The sequence below is a fragment of the Finegoldia sp. P3-F-LR genome (assembly GCF_052932165.1).
Genome location: NZ_JBRFJE010000007.1, coordinates 1 through 16981, shown reverse-complemented (window position 1 = coordinate 16981; position 16981 = coordinate 1). Strand labels below are relative to the sequence as shown.

At 32.9% G+C, this 16981-nt stretch carries 14 protein-coding genes and 1 rRNA gene; 12 read left to right on the top strand and 3 right to left on the bottom strand.

The window, feature by feature from the left end; all coding sequences use genetic code 11:
• Positions 1-42: 42 nt before the first annotated feature.
• On the top strand, positions 43-1758 hold the full coding sequence (locus ACU68U_RS03980) for a CAMP factor family pore-forming toxin (protein WP_446762799.1): 1716 nt from the start codon (positions 43-45) through the stop codon (positions 1756-1758).
• Positions 1759-1770: 12 nt separating this feature from the next.
• Positions 1771-2748, top strand: coding sequence for a CAMP factor family pore-forming toxin (locus tag ACU68U_RS03975; protein WP_446762798.1), 978 nt, complete (start codon positions 1771-1773; stop codon positions 2746-2748).
• A 79-nt stretch (positions 2749-2827) separates the two neighbouring features.
• On the opposite strand, the gene ACU68U_RS03970 is transcribed toward ACU68U_RS03975, so the two are convergent.
• Positions 2828-4375, bottom strand: coding sequence for a cell wall-binding repeat-containing protein (locus tag ACU68U_RS03970; RefSeq protein WP_446762797.1), 1548 nt, complete (start codon positions 4373-4375; stop codon positions 2828-2830).
• A 9-nt stretch (positions 4376-4384) separates the two neighbouring features.
• On the bottom strand, positions 4385-4729 hold the full coding sequence (locus tag ACU68U_RS03965) for a DUF5684 domain-containing protein (protein ID WP_316445506.1): 345 nt from the start codon (positions 4727-4729) through the stop codon (positions 4385-4387).
• A 368-nt stretch (positions 4730-5097) separates the two neighbouring features.
• Here ACU68U_RS03965 and ileS point away from each other — a divergent pair, with 368 nt between their 5' ends.
• The 7 genes from ileS to ACU68U_RS03930 all read left to right on the top strand — a co-directional run bounded on the left by ileS (position 5098) and on the right by ACU68U_RS03930 (position 13575).
• On the top strand, positions 5098-8205 hold the full coding sequence (gene ileS / locus ACU68U_RS03960) for an isoleucine--tRNA ligase (RefSeq protein ID WP_446762796.1): 3108 nt from the start codon (positions 5098-5100) through the stop codon (positions 8203-8205).
• Positions 8206-8336: 131 nt separating this feature from the next.
• A complete protein-coding gene (locus tag ACU68U_RS03955) occupies positions 8337-9392 on the top strand; it encodes a lysylphosphatidylglycerol synthase transmembrane domain-containing protein (RefSeq protein ID WP_446762795.1) in 1056 nt (351 codons plus the stop codon).
• A 266-nt stretch (positions 9393-9658) separates the two neighbouring features.
• Positions 9659-10654: an RnfABCDGE type electron transport complex subunit D gene (locus tag ACU68U_RS03950; RefSeq protein WP_242428101.1), complete on the top strand. Its 996-nt coding sequence runs from the start codon at positions 9659-9661 to the stop codon at positions 10652-10654.
• Complete coding sequence (locus ACU68U_RS03945; RefSeq protein WP_094207357.1) at positions 10647-11252, top strand: FMN-binding protein; 606 nt, start codon at positions 10647-10649, stop codon at positions 11250-11252. Before ACU68U_RS03950 ends, ACU68U_RS03945 begins: the two co-directional genes overlap by 8 nt.
• Complete coding sequence (nqrD, locus tag ACU68U_RS03940; RefSeq protein ID WP_094207356.1) at positions 11252-11866, top strand: NADH:ubiquinone reductase (Na(+)-transporting) subunit D; 615 nt, start codon at positions 11252-11254, stop codon at positions 11864-11866. The genes ACU68U_RS03945 and nqrD overlap by 1 nt, the downstream gene beginning before the upstream one ends.
• Complete coding sequence (locus ACU68U_RS03935) at positions 11866-12450, top strand: NADH:ubiquinone reductase (Na(+)-transporting) subunit E (RefSeq protein WP_002837117.1); 585 nt, start codon at positions 11866-11868, stop codon at positions 12448-12450. Before nqrD ends, ACU68U_RS03935 begins: the two co-directional genes overlap by 1 nt.
• 9 nt (positions 12451-12459) lie before the next feature.
• Positions 12460-13575 carry an NADH:ubiquinone reductase (Na(+)-transporting) subunit F gene (locus tag ACU68U_RS03930; RefSeq protein ID WP_094205972.1) on the top strand — a complete coding sequence of 372 codons (1116 nt, stop codon included), beginning with the start codon at positions 12460-12462 and terminating at the stop codon, positions 13573-13575.
• 54 nt (positions 13576-13629) lie between these two features.
• On the opposite strand, the gene ACU68U_RS03925 is transcribed toward ACU68U_RS03930, so the two are convergent.
• Positions 13630-14133, bottom strand: a complete 504-nt coding sequence (locus ACU68U_RS03925; protein ID WP_094207355.1) for a nitroreductase family protein — start codon at positions 14131-14133, stop codon at positions 13630-13632.
• Between the two features lie 44 nt (positions 14134-14177).
• Between ACU68U_RS03925 and ACU68U_RS03920 the strand changes: the two genes are divergently transcribed.
• The 3 genes from ACU68U_RS03920 to ACU68U_RS03910 form a co-directional block, all read left to right on the top strand.
• Positions 14178-14972 carry a threonine/serine ThrE exporter family protein gene (locus ACU68U_RS03920; RefSeq protein WP_094207354.1) on the top strand — a complete coding sequence of 265 codons (795 nt, stop codon included), beginning with the start codon at positions 14178-14180 and terminating at the stop codon, positions 14970-14972.
• Positions 14972-15466 (top strand): threonine/serine exporter family protein, encoded by a 495-nt coding sequence (locus tag ACU68U_RS03915; protein WP_094207353.1) that lies wholly within the window; start codon positions 14972-14974, stop codon positions 15464-15466. Before ACU68U_RS03920 ends, ACU68U_RS03915 begins: the two co-directional genes overlap by 1 nt.
• A 396-nt stretch (positions 15467-15862) precedes the next feature.
• A 16S ribosomal RNA gene (locus tag ACU68U_RS03910) occupies positions 15863-16981 on the top strand; the annotation flags it as partial.

Below are 16981 nucleotides of genomic sequence, written 5' to 3'. Positions count from 1 at the left end.
TGCCGATTGTTAAACAAAATATTTAGTTCATAGGAGGGAAATATGAAACATTTAAAGAAATCATTAGCAATGATTTTAGTGTTTGCTATGACTTTTATAGCTGTTGCACCTTTGAGTGAGGTTTTCGCAGATTCTTTGGAAGTACAACAAGAAGAACCTAAACTTGAAATCTCAGAATTAAAAGAAGGTTTGACACAAGCTGTAAAATCAGTTGAAGACATAGAACCAGCTGATGAAAAGTACAAGGAAGTTATGGATCAGTTTTATGAAGCACATGATTTCTTAGACAAAGAAATCAAAGTAGCCGAAATGAAACAACGCCAAGCAGTAGGAAGTGGTGAAGCTGTAGGAGCATTAGAAAACACAATCTATGATTTATCTACAATTCCAGTAAGAGTACAATTGATGATTAGAATTGGTAGAGCAATTAGATTTGCAACTACTGAATTATCTAACAAAGTCGTAGCAGCTCACACTAAAATCACAGAATATATAATAACTGGTTTATTATATGCTGTTAATCCTTTTGCTAGTGAAGCTCAAATTATGGATTACATCCAAAAATTTGACCAATTAGAACAAGAATTGTTAGCTTATCCTGATTTAGGGCCAAATGATATAGCCACTATCTACAAAAAAGCTGCAGTTTGGAGAGAAATCAGAGAAGCTAAAAAAGTACGTGCTTCAAGAACAAGATTTGGTAATTCATTTATCGTAAGAGAATTAAGTGAAGAAATTTCAAAAACAGTAAGTTTGCAATTTAGAATCACAGTAAAATGTGGTGAATTAGATGAACAAGTTAAGAAACTTCACGAAGCAATGGAAAAAATTACTGGACCAAAAATCAAAGCTGAAAAAATTGAATTTAAAGAAGGCAATATGGGAGCCATCTCAATCAATAAAACAACAACAATCAGCCCAGTAGTAAGACCAAACGAAGTTAAAGACAAAGAAGTGTTCATTTACTCGTCAAATGCATTCATGGCAAGAGTCGTTGGAAAAACAATCATTCCACTTAGAACTGGAACTGTTATGATTACAGTAATTTCAAAAGATGGATGTGCAAAATCAAACTTTGAACTTCACATCGTAGAACCTGGTCACAGCGTAGAAGGAATTCCATTCTTACAAGCTACAGGAGAAAATTCAGAATATCTTAACACTAATACAAATGGTGGTGGAGTAGTTGGAGATAACTCTTCAGTTGGAAAAGATATTTATGAAGTTAAAAATATTGGTTTCTCAGTAAAATCTACTACATTAAAAGTTGGAGATACATTTGATTTAGCATCAAAAACATTTGTATTCCCTGAAAATGCATTAGAAAAAGAAGTTTCTTATAAGTCAGATAACGAAGCTATCGCAACAGTTAATGAAAAAGGAACAATCGAAGCAGTTGCAGAAGGATCAACTACAATAACTGCAACTACAAAAAACGGAGTAACTAATAAATTCAAACTAAACGTAATCAAAAAAGTTGACAAAGACGAATATCAAATAACAGAAATCAACCCTTCAGAAAGAAAAGCTGGAATATTCTCAATTGAATTCAAAGCAACTAAAAATGGTAAAAAGTACAACGGACCAGCAAAAGTAACAGTGTCAAACACTAAAAAAGCAATTGAAAGAGAAGTTTACTTCAACAACGGAGTTGCATCAGTTAAATACAACGGATTTGAATTTGGAACATGGGTTAAAGATTTCAACGTTAAAATCGAATTAAAAGACCAAGTAAAAACATTTGAACTAAATTATTAGGAGATGAAAAATATGTTAAAAAAAGCATTATCAGTAGTATTACTATCTAGTATGTTATTGGGAACAGTAGCACCAGCAGTATCTTATGCTCAAGAAGATAAACTTGAAATCGTTCAAGGAGCAGAAGAAACTGAAAAATTAGGAATTGATGAAGCAGAAGTTTACAAAAGACAAATCAAATCAATTCAAAACGAAGTTAACTCAATCCAAGTTAAAAGAGAAGACGAACAAGAAATGGTTGACAAATTCAACGAAACTTCTCTTGAAATCAGCGAAAAAATAGACCAAACAGCAGTAGGAATGGGAGTAGCAGATGTTTATGATTTATCATCTATTCCACAAAGATTATTGTTACTAGGAAGAATGGGAAGAGCAATCAGATTTGCTACAACTCAATTAAGATACAAAGTAGATGCAGCTCACGCAGAAATCGCTGAATACATCTTCGGAGGATTCGTAATCGCAGCATCTCCATTCCACACAGTTGAAGATATGAAAGTTTACATGGCACAATTCGAAGCATTATCACAAAAATTACTTAGCTACCCAGATGCTGGATTAAATGATACTGCTAACATCTATGTAAGATCTGATTTAGATCACAAATTAGCAAAAGCTAGATCATTAAAATTCCATGAATTAAAGAATATGTCTGGTGCAGTAATCGATAAATTAACTGCAGAAATTAGAGAAATAACTGCTTTAAGATTAAGACCACAAGCAACTGTAGCTGAAATTTATCAATTAAGTGACAGATTAGACCAAGCAGTATTTGAAGCATTGAACAGCGAAGATTACAGAGCAAGTAAAACTGAAATTGAAGCTTTAAAAGAAGCTATGAACAAAGCTATAAGAGCTAGAAGACATGGCGACAAGAGAGCAGAAGTTGGAAAAGCAATTGATCGTGCAAAACAAGAATTGGCAAAAATTAGACCATCAAGTGTAATTGCAGCTCAATTAGTACAACAATTCCAAACTTACTATGAATAAAATTTATTAAGATTAGAAAAATAGTAGATTAATAGTAAAAAGCCACCATATGGTGGCTTTTGTTGTATTTACTATAAAATTATTTCACAACAACTGCATATTTTTTGATGTTGTATCTTTTATCAAAAAGTGAGCGGGATATCCAATATCCATTTGGTTTATCCTCTGCTGGATCTACGATGTGCATTCTGTTTTTATCGTAACCATCAACTACCATTACGTGTGCGTTGTAGAGGGCATTTTTTCCCCAGAAATAATCTTTAAATGTTGGATTTCTAAAATTGTATGTGCCGAAAAATATTACTGGGTTTCCTTTTGAGATTTCTTCTCTTATATATTCTGAAGATTTGCCAGAAATATTTTCTGCGTTTGCGTATTTATTAGCCCATTTTGTTAAAGGTTCTGGAAGTATTGATTGGTAAATTCTTTCATCGATATTAAAAGGTGAACCTGCGAATCCATGATTTGGGTTGTTGTCTTTTGCAAGTGGCATTTCTTTTATAAATTGGTTAATATTCGTGTTAGTTTTAATGTTTTTGTAGTGGAGACATTGAAGTAATGATGCTGCTTCGCATCCCATTGGTAAACCTGCTTTGTTTTGGTTGATTTGTGCAACATTTAATAATACGTAGTCTTTTTTAGGTGGAGTTTTTCCGATTATTTCATCATATTTAAGATGAAGTCCACCACCGATTAATGTTATTTTATTTGGATTTAATTTATCAAAGAAATTTTTCTCTGATTTTGTTAGATTGTTTTTTGTTGATGCAAATATTATCGGACTTTTTTCATTTGCTGCAAGTGGTGCCACTGTAACGCAGTCTATAAGTTCAGAAAATCTTTGTTCACCGTTTTTGGCTAAGAAAATAGATTTTGAATTTTTGAAGAATGCGTCGGCTATTTTCATACTTGTATCATTTCTATTTTCCCCATAAATAATTATTGGATTTGGGAAATTTTTGGATAATTTTGCTGTTGCTCCGCCTATTAAATAAGTGTTGTTGAATGTATAGTTTGCATATTTTTCTTCAAATGATTTTATGTCATTTCCGACGAATAAAATTGGACTATTCATACGACATGCAGCTGCACTGACACTTGCTGAATCTACGATTGATTTGGTAGAGTGAACTAAAAATGCGCTGTCGAACTGTTTTGTTTGGTTGAGATTAGAAAGTTCTTTTGATATTTCAAATGATGTATCAATTCTGTCTTTTCCAGATATTCTTCTTACATTATAACCTTGTTTTATTAGATTTGTTTCTTGTGATTTGGAAATACTTTGAGTGCCACCTACAAGTATAATATTTGTAGATTTAAGTCTTTGAATTTCTTTTAATGTAGATTGGTTAATTTTAGCAAAATCTGTTAAAAGTATCGGGCTATTTATTTTATGTGCCAAGACTCCTACAGATAACGAATCTGCGATTTTTTCTGAATTTACGATTATAACTGTGTCTGATGTTTTTGGATAAGATTTTTTTGATATTTGTATAGCTGTTTCGTATCTATTTTTTCCTTCGATTGAAGCTTTTTCGATTTGCTTTATAGCTGATGTTGGTTGTGATATGAAAATCGCTAATAAAAAAGCTAATGCAATGATTTTAAAATTTTTAAGGTTTTTCATTTTTAACTCCTAACCTAAAGATCTAAGGGGTCCGATATATTCAAGCTCACTCCATCCAATATATACTCTTGTAAGATGAGGAAAGAATACTGAAATTATTTTGAAAAGCAAATCCTCTTGTCCGTAGACTCTTACTTGTGAGTAGTTTAGATGCAAAATTACAAAGAAATTTATTATTGGAATTAGTAGTGCCAGGGATGCGATTCCTGTTCCATAAACTATTTTGAACAATAGCCAGATATTTAATAATGGTACAAAACTCCACAATCCAAATATTCCAGCTTTTTCAAACATTTTACACAATCCTATTGCATTTATTACATATAAAAATAATACAATTGTTGTTGTAATCACTTTAATCACTCCTTTATATTATTATAGCATTTTTAAAACAATTTATTGGTATTAGCGTGAGAAATTTTGTATAATTTTCATAAATATTTGACAAATTATTAAAAATATAATATTATAATTCTATTAAAAGCTGTGATCAGAACGGAATATTTTCATTGATTTCACAGAGAATCCTGTTTGGTGAGAGGGATAAATTAAGAAATATTCGAATCATCTGAAAGAAGCTCACAGATCTAATAGGTCTGTGCGTATTACTTGACGTTACAAGAAATGAGAGGTTTACACAATTAGGGTGGTACCGCGGTTTATTCGTCCCTTGGAATTAATTTCCAAGGGATTTTTTAATTATTTTATAAGGAGATTTGTTTATGAAAAAGTTTAAGGAGCTTTCTAAGAAACCTGTTAAAGAACGTGAACAGGCTACTAGTAAGTATTGGAAAGAGATTGATCTTTTGAATGAAACTTACAACAGTAGAGATGAAGAAAATAGATATGTATTTTACGATGGCCCTCCAACTGCAAATGGAAAACCAGGAATTCATCACGTTATTAGTAGAACTTTAAAAGATATGACTTGCAGATACAAGACTATGCAAGGATACAAAGTTTATAAAAAAGCTGGTTGGGATACTCATGGTCTTCCAGTTGAGATCGAAGTTGAAAAGAAACTTGGTCTTCACGATAAAAAAGAAATCGAAAATTACGGAGTAGAAAAGTTCAACGAAGAATGTAAGAAATCTGTATTTTCTTACAGAGAAAAATGGCAAGAAATGTCAGATAGAATGGCATACAATGTGGATATGGATGATCCATATATTACTTTGGACAATAATTACATTGAATCAGTATGGGCATTGCTTGACAAAATGTACAAGGACGGATTGATTTATGAAGGAGCGAAAATTCTTCCATATTGTCCAAGATGTGGTACTGGTCTTGCATCACATGAAGTTGCCCAAGGATATGAAAATATCAAAACTACAACAGCATATGTTAAATTCAAAAGAAAAAATGCAGATGAATATTTCTTAGCGTGGACTACAACTCCTTGGACATTGCCATCAAATGTTTGTTTGACAGTTCATCCAGATATTGACTATATTTTGGCAGAAAAAGACGGAGAAAAAATATATCTTGCAAAAAACAAAGCACACGATTTGTTGGGCCACGAAGGCGAAGACTACACTTTAATCAAAGAATTAAAAGGTAAAGACATGGAGTATATGGAATACGAACAACTTTTACCTATTTATGATGTTAACAAAAAAGCATTTTATGTGACTTTGGCAGATTATGTAACTGTTGAAGATGGTACAGGAATTGTTCACACAGCGCCAGCTTTTGGGGAAGACGACTATCAAACAGGAAGAAGATACGATTTGCCTTTAATCAATCCTGTTGATGAAGAAGGAAAATTCGTTGGCGGTCCATGGGATGGTCAACATGTTATGGATACAGATCCAGAAGTTTTACAAAGATTAAAAGAAGAAAACAAATTATTTAGAAAACAAAAAATTGAACACAATTATCCTCACTGCTGGAGATGCCACACACCACTTATCTATTATTCAAAACCTTCATGGTATATAGAAGTTAGCAAATTAAAAGATAAATTAGTTGAAAACAATAACGGTGTGAACTGGTATCCAGATCATGTTGGAGAAGGAAGATTTGGAAATTGGCTAGAAAATATAAAAGACTGGGCGATTTCTAGAAACAGATATTGGGGAACTCCATTAAATATTTGGAAATGTGATAAATGTAATCATACACTTTCTGTTGGTTCAAGAAAAGAATTAAAAGAGTTAGCTATTGAAGATATAGATGAAAATATCGAACTTCACAGACCATACGTTGACGATGTTCACATTAGATGTCCAGAATGTGGCGAAATAATGACTAGAGAAAAAGACGTTATTGACGTTTGGTTTGACTCTGGAGCTATGCCTTTTGCACAACAACACTGGCCATTTGAACATACAGATGATTTTGATAAAGTGTTCCCAGCAGATTTCATCAACGAAGGAATTGACCAAACACGTGGATGGTTCTATTCATTGTTAGCTATTTCTACAATGATTACAGGAAAAGCACCATACAAAAATGTTTTGGTAAATGATTTAATCTTAGATAAAGATGGAAAGAAGATGAGTAAATCGAGAGGAAACACAATTGATCCTATCGAATTATTCGATAAATACGGCGCAGATGTTGTTAGGTTCTACTCACTTTATGTATCTCCACCATGGATTCCTACAAAATTCGATGTAAGTGGATTACAAGAAGTTGAAAGTAAATTCTTCAGATCATTCAGAAACACTTATAACTTCTTCCAAATGTATGCGACAACAGATGAGACAGATCCTACAGAATATTTTGTAGAATACAAAGACAGAGCCGTAATTGACAAGTGGATTTTGTCTAAGTTTGCAAATCTACAAAAATTCTACTTTGAAAATATGGATCAATTTGAATATACAAAAGTTGCCAGAGAAATTTCTAACTTTGTAATCGAAGATTTATCAAACTGGTACATCAGACGTAACAGAAGAAGATTCTGGAAAACTGAAATGGATACTGATAAAAAAGCTGTTTACAACACAACTTATGAAATTTTAGTTGGACTTACAAAATTAATTGCTCCATTTACTCCATTTATAGCAGAAGAAATGTATCACGATTTAACTGGCGAAAAATCAGTTCACTTAGCTTATTTCGATAAGGTAAATGAAGATTTAATAGACAACAAGCTAGAAGAAAAGATGGAAATGGTAAGAACTTTTGTAACTCTTGCAAGAGCTTCTCGTGAAGAAGTGAATATTAAAGTTCGTCAACCATTGAAGAAAATCGTCCTAGATGAAAGATTTAAGGATAAGATTGAAGAGTTCAAGGATTTAATCAAAGAAGAAATCAACTTAAAAGATATCGAATACAAGAAGGATTTATCAGAATTCATGAATTACGAACTAAAACCTAACTTCAAAGTTGCAGGTAGTATTCTTGGTAAACACATCAAATCTTTTGGAAATTATTTGAAAGATATAAACGCAAAAGATTTCGTTTCAAAACTTGACAAATCAGATTTGAATATTAAATTAGACGATGAAGACATCGACATTAAGAGAGATTACGTTGATGTAAGAATCAACTCCAAAGAAGGCTTTGATGTGACAATGCAAGGAGATTATTTTGTAATCTTGGACACAGAAATCACTGACGATTTGTTAATGGAAGGATATGCTCGTGAGCTTGTAAGTAAAGTTCAACAAATGAGAAAATCAAATGACTTTGATGTATTGGATAATATAATCATTAAAATTAATCCGACAGATGATATTAAAAAAGCGATTGAACAATATGAAGACTTCATAAAAGATGAAACATTAACTGTCGACATTATTATTGATGAAAATGTGGACGGGGAAGATGTAGATTTGAATGGAGAAAATGTTAAAATTGAAGTTATAAGAAAATAACGAATTAGCCTACTGATTAATTTCGGTAGGCTTTTTTTGCATTCAAAAGTATACAAAAAGTCAACAAGTGAAAAAAACTTATTGTAAACTGTACTACACTAATGGTATACTTATATCATATGAGGTGGAAGATGAAAAACAAAAACACAATTTTAAGACCAATTTTAGTATTTGCATTTAGTTTAGGAGTAATTTTTTTCATAAAAAACAAAATTGGAGCAGATGATGCTTTTGATGTAATAAAAAAGATAGGACCAGTTTTCATAACAGCATGTGTTTTGACTATGTTTATGTTTTTTCTACTCGAAGCTATATCATACAAATATCTTCTAAGTATACAAGGTTATGATGTATCGTTTAAAAGATGCTTTGGATATACATTTACGGATTATTTTTTTAGTATGATATCTCCAGGAGGTAGTCTTGGACAACCGTTGCAATATCATACAATGAGAACGGATAATATTGATTCATTGACTACAATTAATTCACTACTTTCTTTTAATTGGATTTATCATTTGTCTATGGTAATTATTTTCTTTGTAGCAATGATTTTTGGATTAGTAGGTAAAATTGCGGCGATTTCTGAATTTAAATATTTGGTTATATATGGAATAGTGTGTCAATTGGTCTTGGTAATTGGAATAGGTTTTTTGATGTTTGATAGTGAATTAGCGGCTAGAGTAATTAGATTTTTCAACACGGTATTTTCTAAATTTAAACTTTTGAAACGTTTCAGTAAATCAGAAGAAGATATTACAAAAACAATTGAAGAACACAAAAATTTCGGAAAATTTTTGATAAATAACAAAAAAGTTTTTGCGAAATTATTGTGCATTTCGATGCCGATGCTTTTGTTTTCATTTGCAATTCCTGCAATCTTATACAAATCATTTGGACTAAATTCATATAATTTTATGACTCTGGTTCTAATCCAAGCTGTGGTTACAATTTCATTCGAAAGTGTTCATATTCCTGGAGGTGTAGGAGTTATCGAAGGTAGCATGATGCTTGTGTATTCTTCTTTTATGCCAAAATCATTGGCGTTTAGTATTATGGCAATCAATAGATTTGTTACATTTTACTTAGCGGTTCCTTTTTCAGGGCTATACTTTTTATTAGTGAAGACTAATCGTAAAAATTATCAGAAAAACAACAGTCTTATAAAACTGAATCAAGAACAGTAGATCGATCTATTAATTTAGGTCGTTTTTTATTAAAAAATAATACGTGATAAATATTTTTTTAGTCAAATGGGTATATTATATATGCTCAATATATTTGGTGCATGATATTGTACTTATTAAAAATAACAAATTTTATCATTGATTTTGAGGGGAGTTATGATATGATAAATAAAAGAAATATTTTTTTAAGTACATAATGAAAAGCTTTTATCAATGAAAACAAATCCGTATTTTATGGATTTTATATATAAAAAATTTTATAAGGGGTGAAAGGTTTGAAAGAGTTTTATAATAAGTATTTTATGAAACAAAAAATGATGCATCCTGTTATGTTTGCTCTTTTGCCGATTGCTTTAGTGGCGATATATTTTTATGGGCTAAGAGTGTTAGCTTTGTTTTTGCTAAACATAATTGTTGCATGCCTTGTTGAATATTTATCTAACGCGAAGATATTCAAAAGAAACAAAATATCTGAAGCAGCTATTGTCACATCCTGTTTGTATACAATGACATTACCACCATCTATTCCTTTTTGGATTTCAGCGGTTGGTATAGCGTTTGGTATATTTTTCGGGAAGATGGTTTTTGGAGGATTCGCAAAAAATGTTTTCAATCCAGCCTTAGTGGCTCGTGTATTTATTTATGTTAATTTTCCTCAACAAATGACTATTTATTGGAACAAAGCTGTAGGTGGTTTTCCTGGAGGATTTGGAACTTACTTAACTCAATCATTGGATTCTATGACACAACCAACTCCAATGACAGCATTTAAGGTTAACTCAGCATTTGAAACAATTCCAACTATGCTTTTAGGACAAATTCCTGGCGTTATCGGCGAAACTTGCAAAGTTTTGATTATTATTGGAGCGATTTATTTGATTTATAAAAAAGTTGCAAGTTGGCAAATTATGGCAGGAAGTGTGCTTGGTTTTTGCGCATTAAGTTTAATTTTTAACGCAGTAGGTGTAACCTCTGTTCCTAATCCTATTTACGGAATGTTAATGGGAGGATTCTTATTCGGTACAGTGTTCATGGCGACAGATCCAGTATCTGCAGCTAAGACTCCAATTGGTAAATGGATTTATGGTTTCATAATAGGAATTGTAACTGTAATTATAAGAGGATTTGCACTATTTGCAGGTGGTGTTATGTTTGCAGTTCTTATTGGCAATACTTTTGCACCAATAATTGATTATTGTGTAAATAAAGTTAAAGCTAATAAAAAAGCAAAAGCAAATAAGGAGGTCAAGGTTAATGGCTAAGAAAAAATCAGTCGTATATCCAGTAATTTTTATGTTGGGATTGACACTAGTTTTGACATTAGCGTTGGCTTTGTTAAATCATGTTACAACTCCTACAATAGAATTCAATCAAGATATCGAATTAAAACAAAAAATTTTAAATGTATTTAATATCTTACCTGAAGATACTTCTGCATCAAACATTGACAAGACTTTCAAAGACAATGTCGAAGAAGAAGACTATAAGGGTAATAAACTTTACATTTTAAAACAAGATGGCGAAGAAAAAGCTTATGCAGTTCCTATCAACGGGCCAGGTCTTTGGGGTTCAATCAGTGGATATGTAGGAATAACTAAAGATATGAAAAAACTTGTTGGAATAGAATTCATTAAACAAAACGAAACTCCTGGTTTGGGTGGACGTATTACAGAAGATGAATACAAAAACCAATATAGAGATTTGGATATTTCAAAGCCAGTTGACGGTAAAATTGTAATCAATAAACCAGCAAACGGTGGGAATATTGATGCTATAAGTGGTGCAACTCAAACATCTACATTTGTTGTTAATATGATTAATGAAGATGTGAATGACTTTATTGAGAATGGAGGTAAATAATGGCTAATTCAAATAAATATACTAAATTATTGAAAAATGGATTGCTTGATGACAACCCTGTTCTTATTCAAATTATTGGAATTTGTTCCACATTAGCAGTAACAAACTTGTGTATGAACTCCGTGGTTATGGGACTCGCCCTAGCGTTTGTTACAGGATGTTCTTCGTTTGTGATTAGTTTACTTAGAAAAGTAACTCCAAAACACATTCGTATGATGGTTCAAGTATTTATTATTTCGTTCTTCGTAATAATAGTTGATATTTTCTTAAAGGCTTACATGCCAGAAATGAGTAAAACATTAGGACCTTATGTTGGATTGATTATTACCAACTGTATAATAATGGGACGTGCAGAAGCATTTGCTATAAGTAACGATCCTGTAAGTAGTTTTGTAGATGGTGTGGCATCAGGTTTGGGTTATACTGTAGTTCTTGTGCTTATAGCTTTAGTCAGAGAATTATTGGGATTCGGTAGTGTATTTGGATTTAGAATAATGCCTGAAAGTTTTGTGCCTTGGACAATGATGGTTATGCCACCAGCAGCATTCTTCATTTTACCTATTGTTATGTGGATTGCTAATGCTCATCTTAAAAAGGAAGGAGATGCTAAGTAATGACAATTAGTCCTTTAGTTATATTTTTTGCATCAATCTTTACTTCAAACATGATTTTCTCAAACTTTTTGGGAATGTGTTCATTCATAGCAGTAAGTAAAGAAATTGAAACTGCAACAGGATTGGGAATAGCTGTAACATTCGTATTGACAATCACAACTATAATCAACTTTTTCTTATACAAATTAGTTGTTAGATTTAATATAGAATATTTGAGATATATAATATTTATTATATCGATAGCAGCATTTGTTCAATTATTGGAAATGATTTTGGAAAAATACATTCCGAACTTGTATTACGCATTGGGAATATTCTTGCCACTTATCACAGTAAACTGTGCGATTTTAGGGGTAAGTTTGTTCATGGTAATCAGAAACTACAACTTCTTGCAAACAGTTGGATTTGCAATAGGAAGTGGACTTGGTTGGATGCTAGCAATTGTATCAATGGCAGGAATTAGATCCAAAATCAAAGATTCATCTGTGCCAAAAGGTCTCCAAGGATCTCCTCTAACTTTAATTATAACTGGAATCATGGCGATGGCATTCATCGGATTCTCTGGTATAGTTCAAATATCATAAGGAGGAATCATGGGACAAATAATTATTACAACAATTGTAGTGTCTGTGTTGTGTGCATTATTTGCATTGTTGCTTTCATTTGCAGATAAATACATTGCAGATTATGGTGAAGTAAAACTAACTATTAATAACGATAAAGAATTTACGGTAGATGGTGGAGATAGTTTATTATCTACACTTAGAAACCAAAAAGTATTCATTCCATCAGCTTGTGGTGGAAAGGGATCATGCGGGTACTGTAAAGTAAAAGTTTTGGATGGAGCAGGTCCTGTACTTGCTACAGAAAAACCAATGTTAACAGAAGATGAACTTAACGATAGCGTTAGATTATCTTGTCAAGTAAAAGTTAAAAAAGATATTTCGATTCAAATTCCAGAAGAATTATTTAATGTAAAAGAATACGAAACAACTCTTGTTGAAAAGTTACCTTTGACTGACAGAATAACTAAGTTTAGATTTGAACTTCCAGAAGGAGAAACAATCAAATTTAAACCAGGTCAATATGTACAATTAAAAGCAGAAGAATATCCAAAAGGCGATGGATATGAAGGATCAGATGAAGAAGTATTCAGAGCATATTCTATTGCGTCTAGTATTAGAGATGAAAAACATATAGAATTGTTAATTGGTTATACCAAGGGTATCTGTACAACTTATTGCCACAAAGTTCTTAAAGAAGGCGATAAGGTTACTATTAATGGTCCTTATGGTGATTTCTACTATCATGATGAAGATACTGAAATTATATTGGGAGCAGCTGGAACTGGCTTCGCACCAATAAGATCTATCCTTAACCATATGAGAGATCATGATGTTAAGAGAAAAGCAAGATTCTACTTTGGGGCCAAAACTCCAGATGATTTATTCTTGTTAGATGAATTGAAAGAATTTGAAGAAGATTTGTACGATTTCAAATTTATCCCAGTATTGTCAAGAACAACTCCTGAAATGAATTGGGAAGGAGAAACTGGACATGCTGACGATGCAATCAAGAAATATTGCAAAGAAACTGGTAAGAACAGCTCAGCTTACCTATGCGGTTCACCAAGAATGATAGAGTCTTTGACAAAAGCATTGAACGAAGTTGGAGTAACTGACGACAGAATTTATTACGATAACTTCTAAAATACAAAGATCGATTGAAAACTGATTGTGAGTCAGAATTCAATCGATCTTTTTTTAGATAAATTTAGTTCTAAATTTGTTTGGTTTGATTTTTGGGGTTTCTTCGCTGTGACCTAAAGCAAGTGCACAAGTTATTTCATAATCTTCATCGATGTCTATAGATTGTAAGAATTTTCTAATGTGTTCGCTATCATAAGAATCATAAAATTGATTAATCCAAACATTTGCTACATTTAGTTCACAAGCTTTTAACATCATATTTTGCATTATACATCCACAGTCGAATTTTCTATTTCTGTTATCGTGTGGACTCAAAATCAAAATCATATTTTTGCAATTATAAAATCCGTTGTAGTTTTCATTGTTTAAGTGCTTTCTGATGTATTTTAATAAGCTTTCCATTGTACTATCATCAGAAATAGCGACGATTATGTTGTCTTGTTTATTCATACCGGTTGGAGCATAGGTTCCAGCTTCTACGATTTTTTTCATATCTTCTATTGATACTTTTTTAGATGTAAATTTTCTTCTCGATCTTCTGTTTTTGATAATATCCATAATTGCCTCCTATATGTTATAATTTTAATACTGGAGGAGATATTTTGCAATTTGTTAAAACAAAAGAAGATTGCCAAAATCTAATGGATGTCGTCGCTGACACTGCAAGAATTTTGCTCGAGAGTGGTGCAGAAACATATCGTGTAGAAGATACAGCTTTTAGAATGAGTAAAAGTATTCAAAAAGTTAATAAAATAAATGTATTCGTATCTTATACATGTATAATTATATGTTTGAGTTTTGATTTTGGAGATCTTGTTACTATGAGAAGAACAATTCCAAAGGCGACAAATTTGTGGAAAATTCATCAAATCAATAATTTTTCCAGAAATTTTGTAAAAGATGTGTACACTTTGGATGAATCAATAGAAATAATAAACAAAATAGATAATAGAGCTGTAGATAAAAAATTATACATCCTAGGGGCATCCGCAGCTTCAGGATTATTTGCACATTTATTAGTAGGTGGCATTATTGAACCTGTCGTAGCTTTCTTTATATCTATATTAGAAATGCTAGTTTTTAGATTTTTTCAACGAAAAGAAAACCCACAATTTGTTAATACATATATTACAGTTGCGTTTATGACATTTCTAACTTTAGTTACATTGAAAATTTTTGGAATGTTTAGTGTGGCTTTGGATATGAACAGTATTATCGTTGGATGTATCATGCCGTTTGTTCCTGGCGTTTCCATTACAAACTCTGTAAGAGATGTACTTAGTGGGGACTTATTATCTGGGATAAGTTCTATGATTAACGCTGTGATTACAGCGTTGAGTATAGCTCTAGGTGTTGGTAGTATATTGTATTTTGCGGTTATGATGGAGGCGATTTAATGATATATATAATTATAGAATCAATCATTTCATCATTTGCCACATTAGGATTTTCGCTATTTTACGATTCACCAAAAAGGTCTTATAAAATAGTTATGGTATCTGGATTTGTAGCGTGGTTTGTTTACAAATATTTAACAATGATTTTAAACAATAAATTTATCGCAGCTCTGTTTGCATCAATTGCCGTAGGAATAATAGGAGAGATAGCTTCAAGAAAAGTTCACATGCCAGTCACAGTTTTTGTAATACCAGGAATAATTTCTTTGGTTCCAGGGGCAGATATGTATTACACAATGTATTACACAATTCAGCAAAATTCTAAACTAGCTTTTTCACATGCGAGAAATGCAATGTTATTTGCCGCCAGTATAGCTCTTGGAATACTTGTAGCATCCTTATCATCTAAGTCGATTAAGCATAATACAATAGAGCATTTACAAACAAATTCGATTTTTAAAATAAAAAACAAAAAAACACTTGACAATAAATAAAAACCTTGATATTATATAAAAGCACTTTGAGTTAAGTGCTTTTTAAATTACTTAAAAGAAAGTAATGCATGTAAAACGAAAATAAAAAAAGTTTTACAAAACACTTGACAAAATGAAATGATGATAGTAAACTATAATAGTTCACTAAAGTAACATTTCAAGAAAACACATTTTGAAAGAAAAATATTTCGAAAAAGTGTTGACAAAGAAAAGTTAGTATGATATACTAACAAAGTCGTTACGAAAGTGCGAAGAAAGTTGTCACTAAGACAACAAACTATAGAACCTTAATAAATCAAATAAAGTAAATACTTTGAGAGAAGTACAAACCAAACAATAATTCGGTGAGAATAAAAAAAGCAAAAGTCAGCTGAAAAGCTAGCTTCAAACAAACATTAAATTGAGAGTTTGATCCTGGCTCAGGACGAACGCTGGCGGCGTGCTTAACACATGCAAGTCGAACGGGATTTAGTAGACAGAAGCTTCGGCGGAAGATTACTAATGAGAGTGGCGAACGGGTGAGTAACGCGTGAGCAACCTGCCTATGACAGTGGGATAGCCTCGGGAAACCGGGATTAATACCGCATAAAATCGTAGAAACACATGTTTTAACGGTCAAAGATTTATCGGTCATAGATGGGCTCGCGTCTGATTAGCTAGTTGGTGAGATAACAGCCCACCAAGGCGACGATCAGTAGCCGGTCTGAGAGGATGAACGGCCACATTGGAACTGAGACACGGTCCAAACTCCTACGGGAGGCAGCAGTGGGGAATATTGCACAATGGGGGAAACCCTGATGCAGCGACGCCGCGTGAACGAAGAAGGTATTCGTATCGTAAAGTTCTGTCCTATGGGAAGATAATGACAGTACCATAGAAGAAAGCTCCGGCTAAATACGTGCCAGCAGCCGCGGTAATACGTATGGAGCGAGCGTTGTCCGGAATTATTGGGCGTAAAGGGTACGCAGGCGGTTTAATAAGTCGAATGTTAAAGATCGGGGCTCAACCCCGTAAAGCATTGGAAACTGATAAACTTGAGTAGTGGAGAGGAAAGTGGAATTCCTAGTGTAGTGGTGAAATACGTAGATATTAGGAGGAATACCAGTAGCGAAGGCGACTTTCTGGACACAAACTGACGCTGAGGTACGAAAGCGTGGGGAGCAAACAGGATTAGATACCCTGGTAGTCCACGCCGTAAACGATGAATGCTAGGTGTTGGGGGTCAAACCTCGGTGCCGAAGTTAACACATTAAGCATTCCGCCTGGGGAGTACGCACGCAAGTGTGAAACTCAAAGGAATTGACGGGGACCCGCACAAGCAGCGGAGCATGTGGTTTAATTCGATGCAACGCGAAGAACCTTACCAGGGCTTGACATGTGGGTGAAAGGTATAGAGATATACCCCTCTCTTTATGAGACATCCATACAGGTGGTGCATGGTTGTCGTCAGCTCGTGTCGTGAGATGTTGGGTTAAGTCCCGCAACGAGCGCAACCCCTATACTTAGTTACCAGCG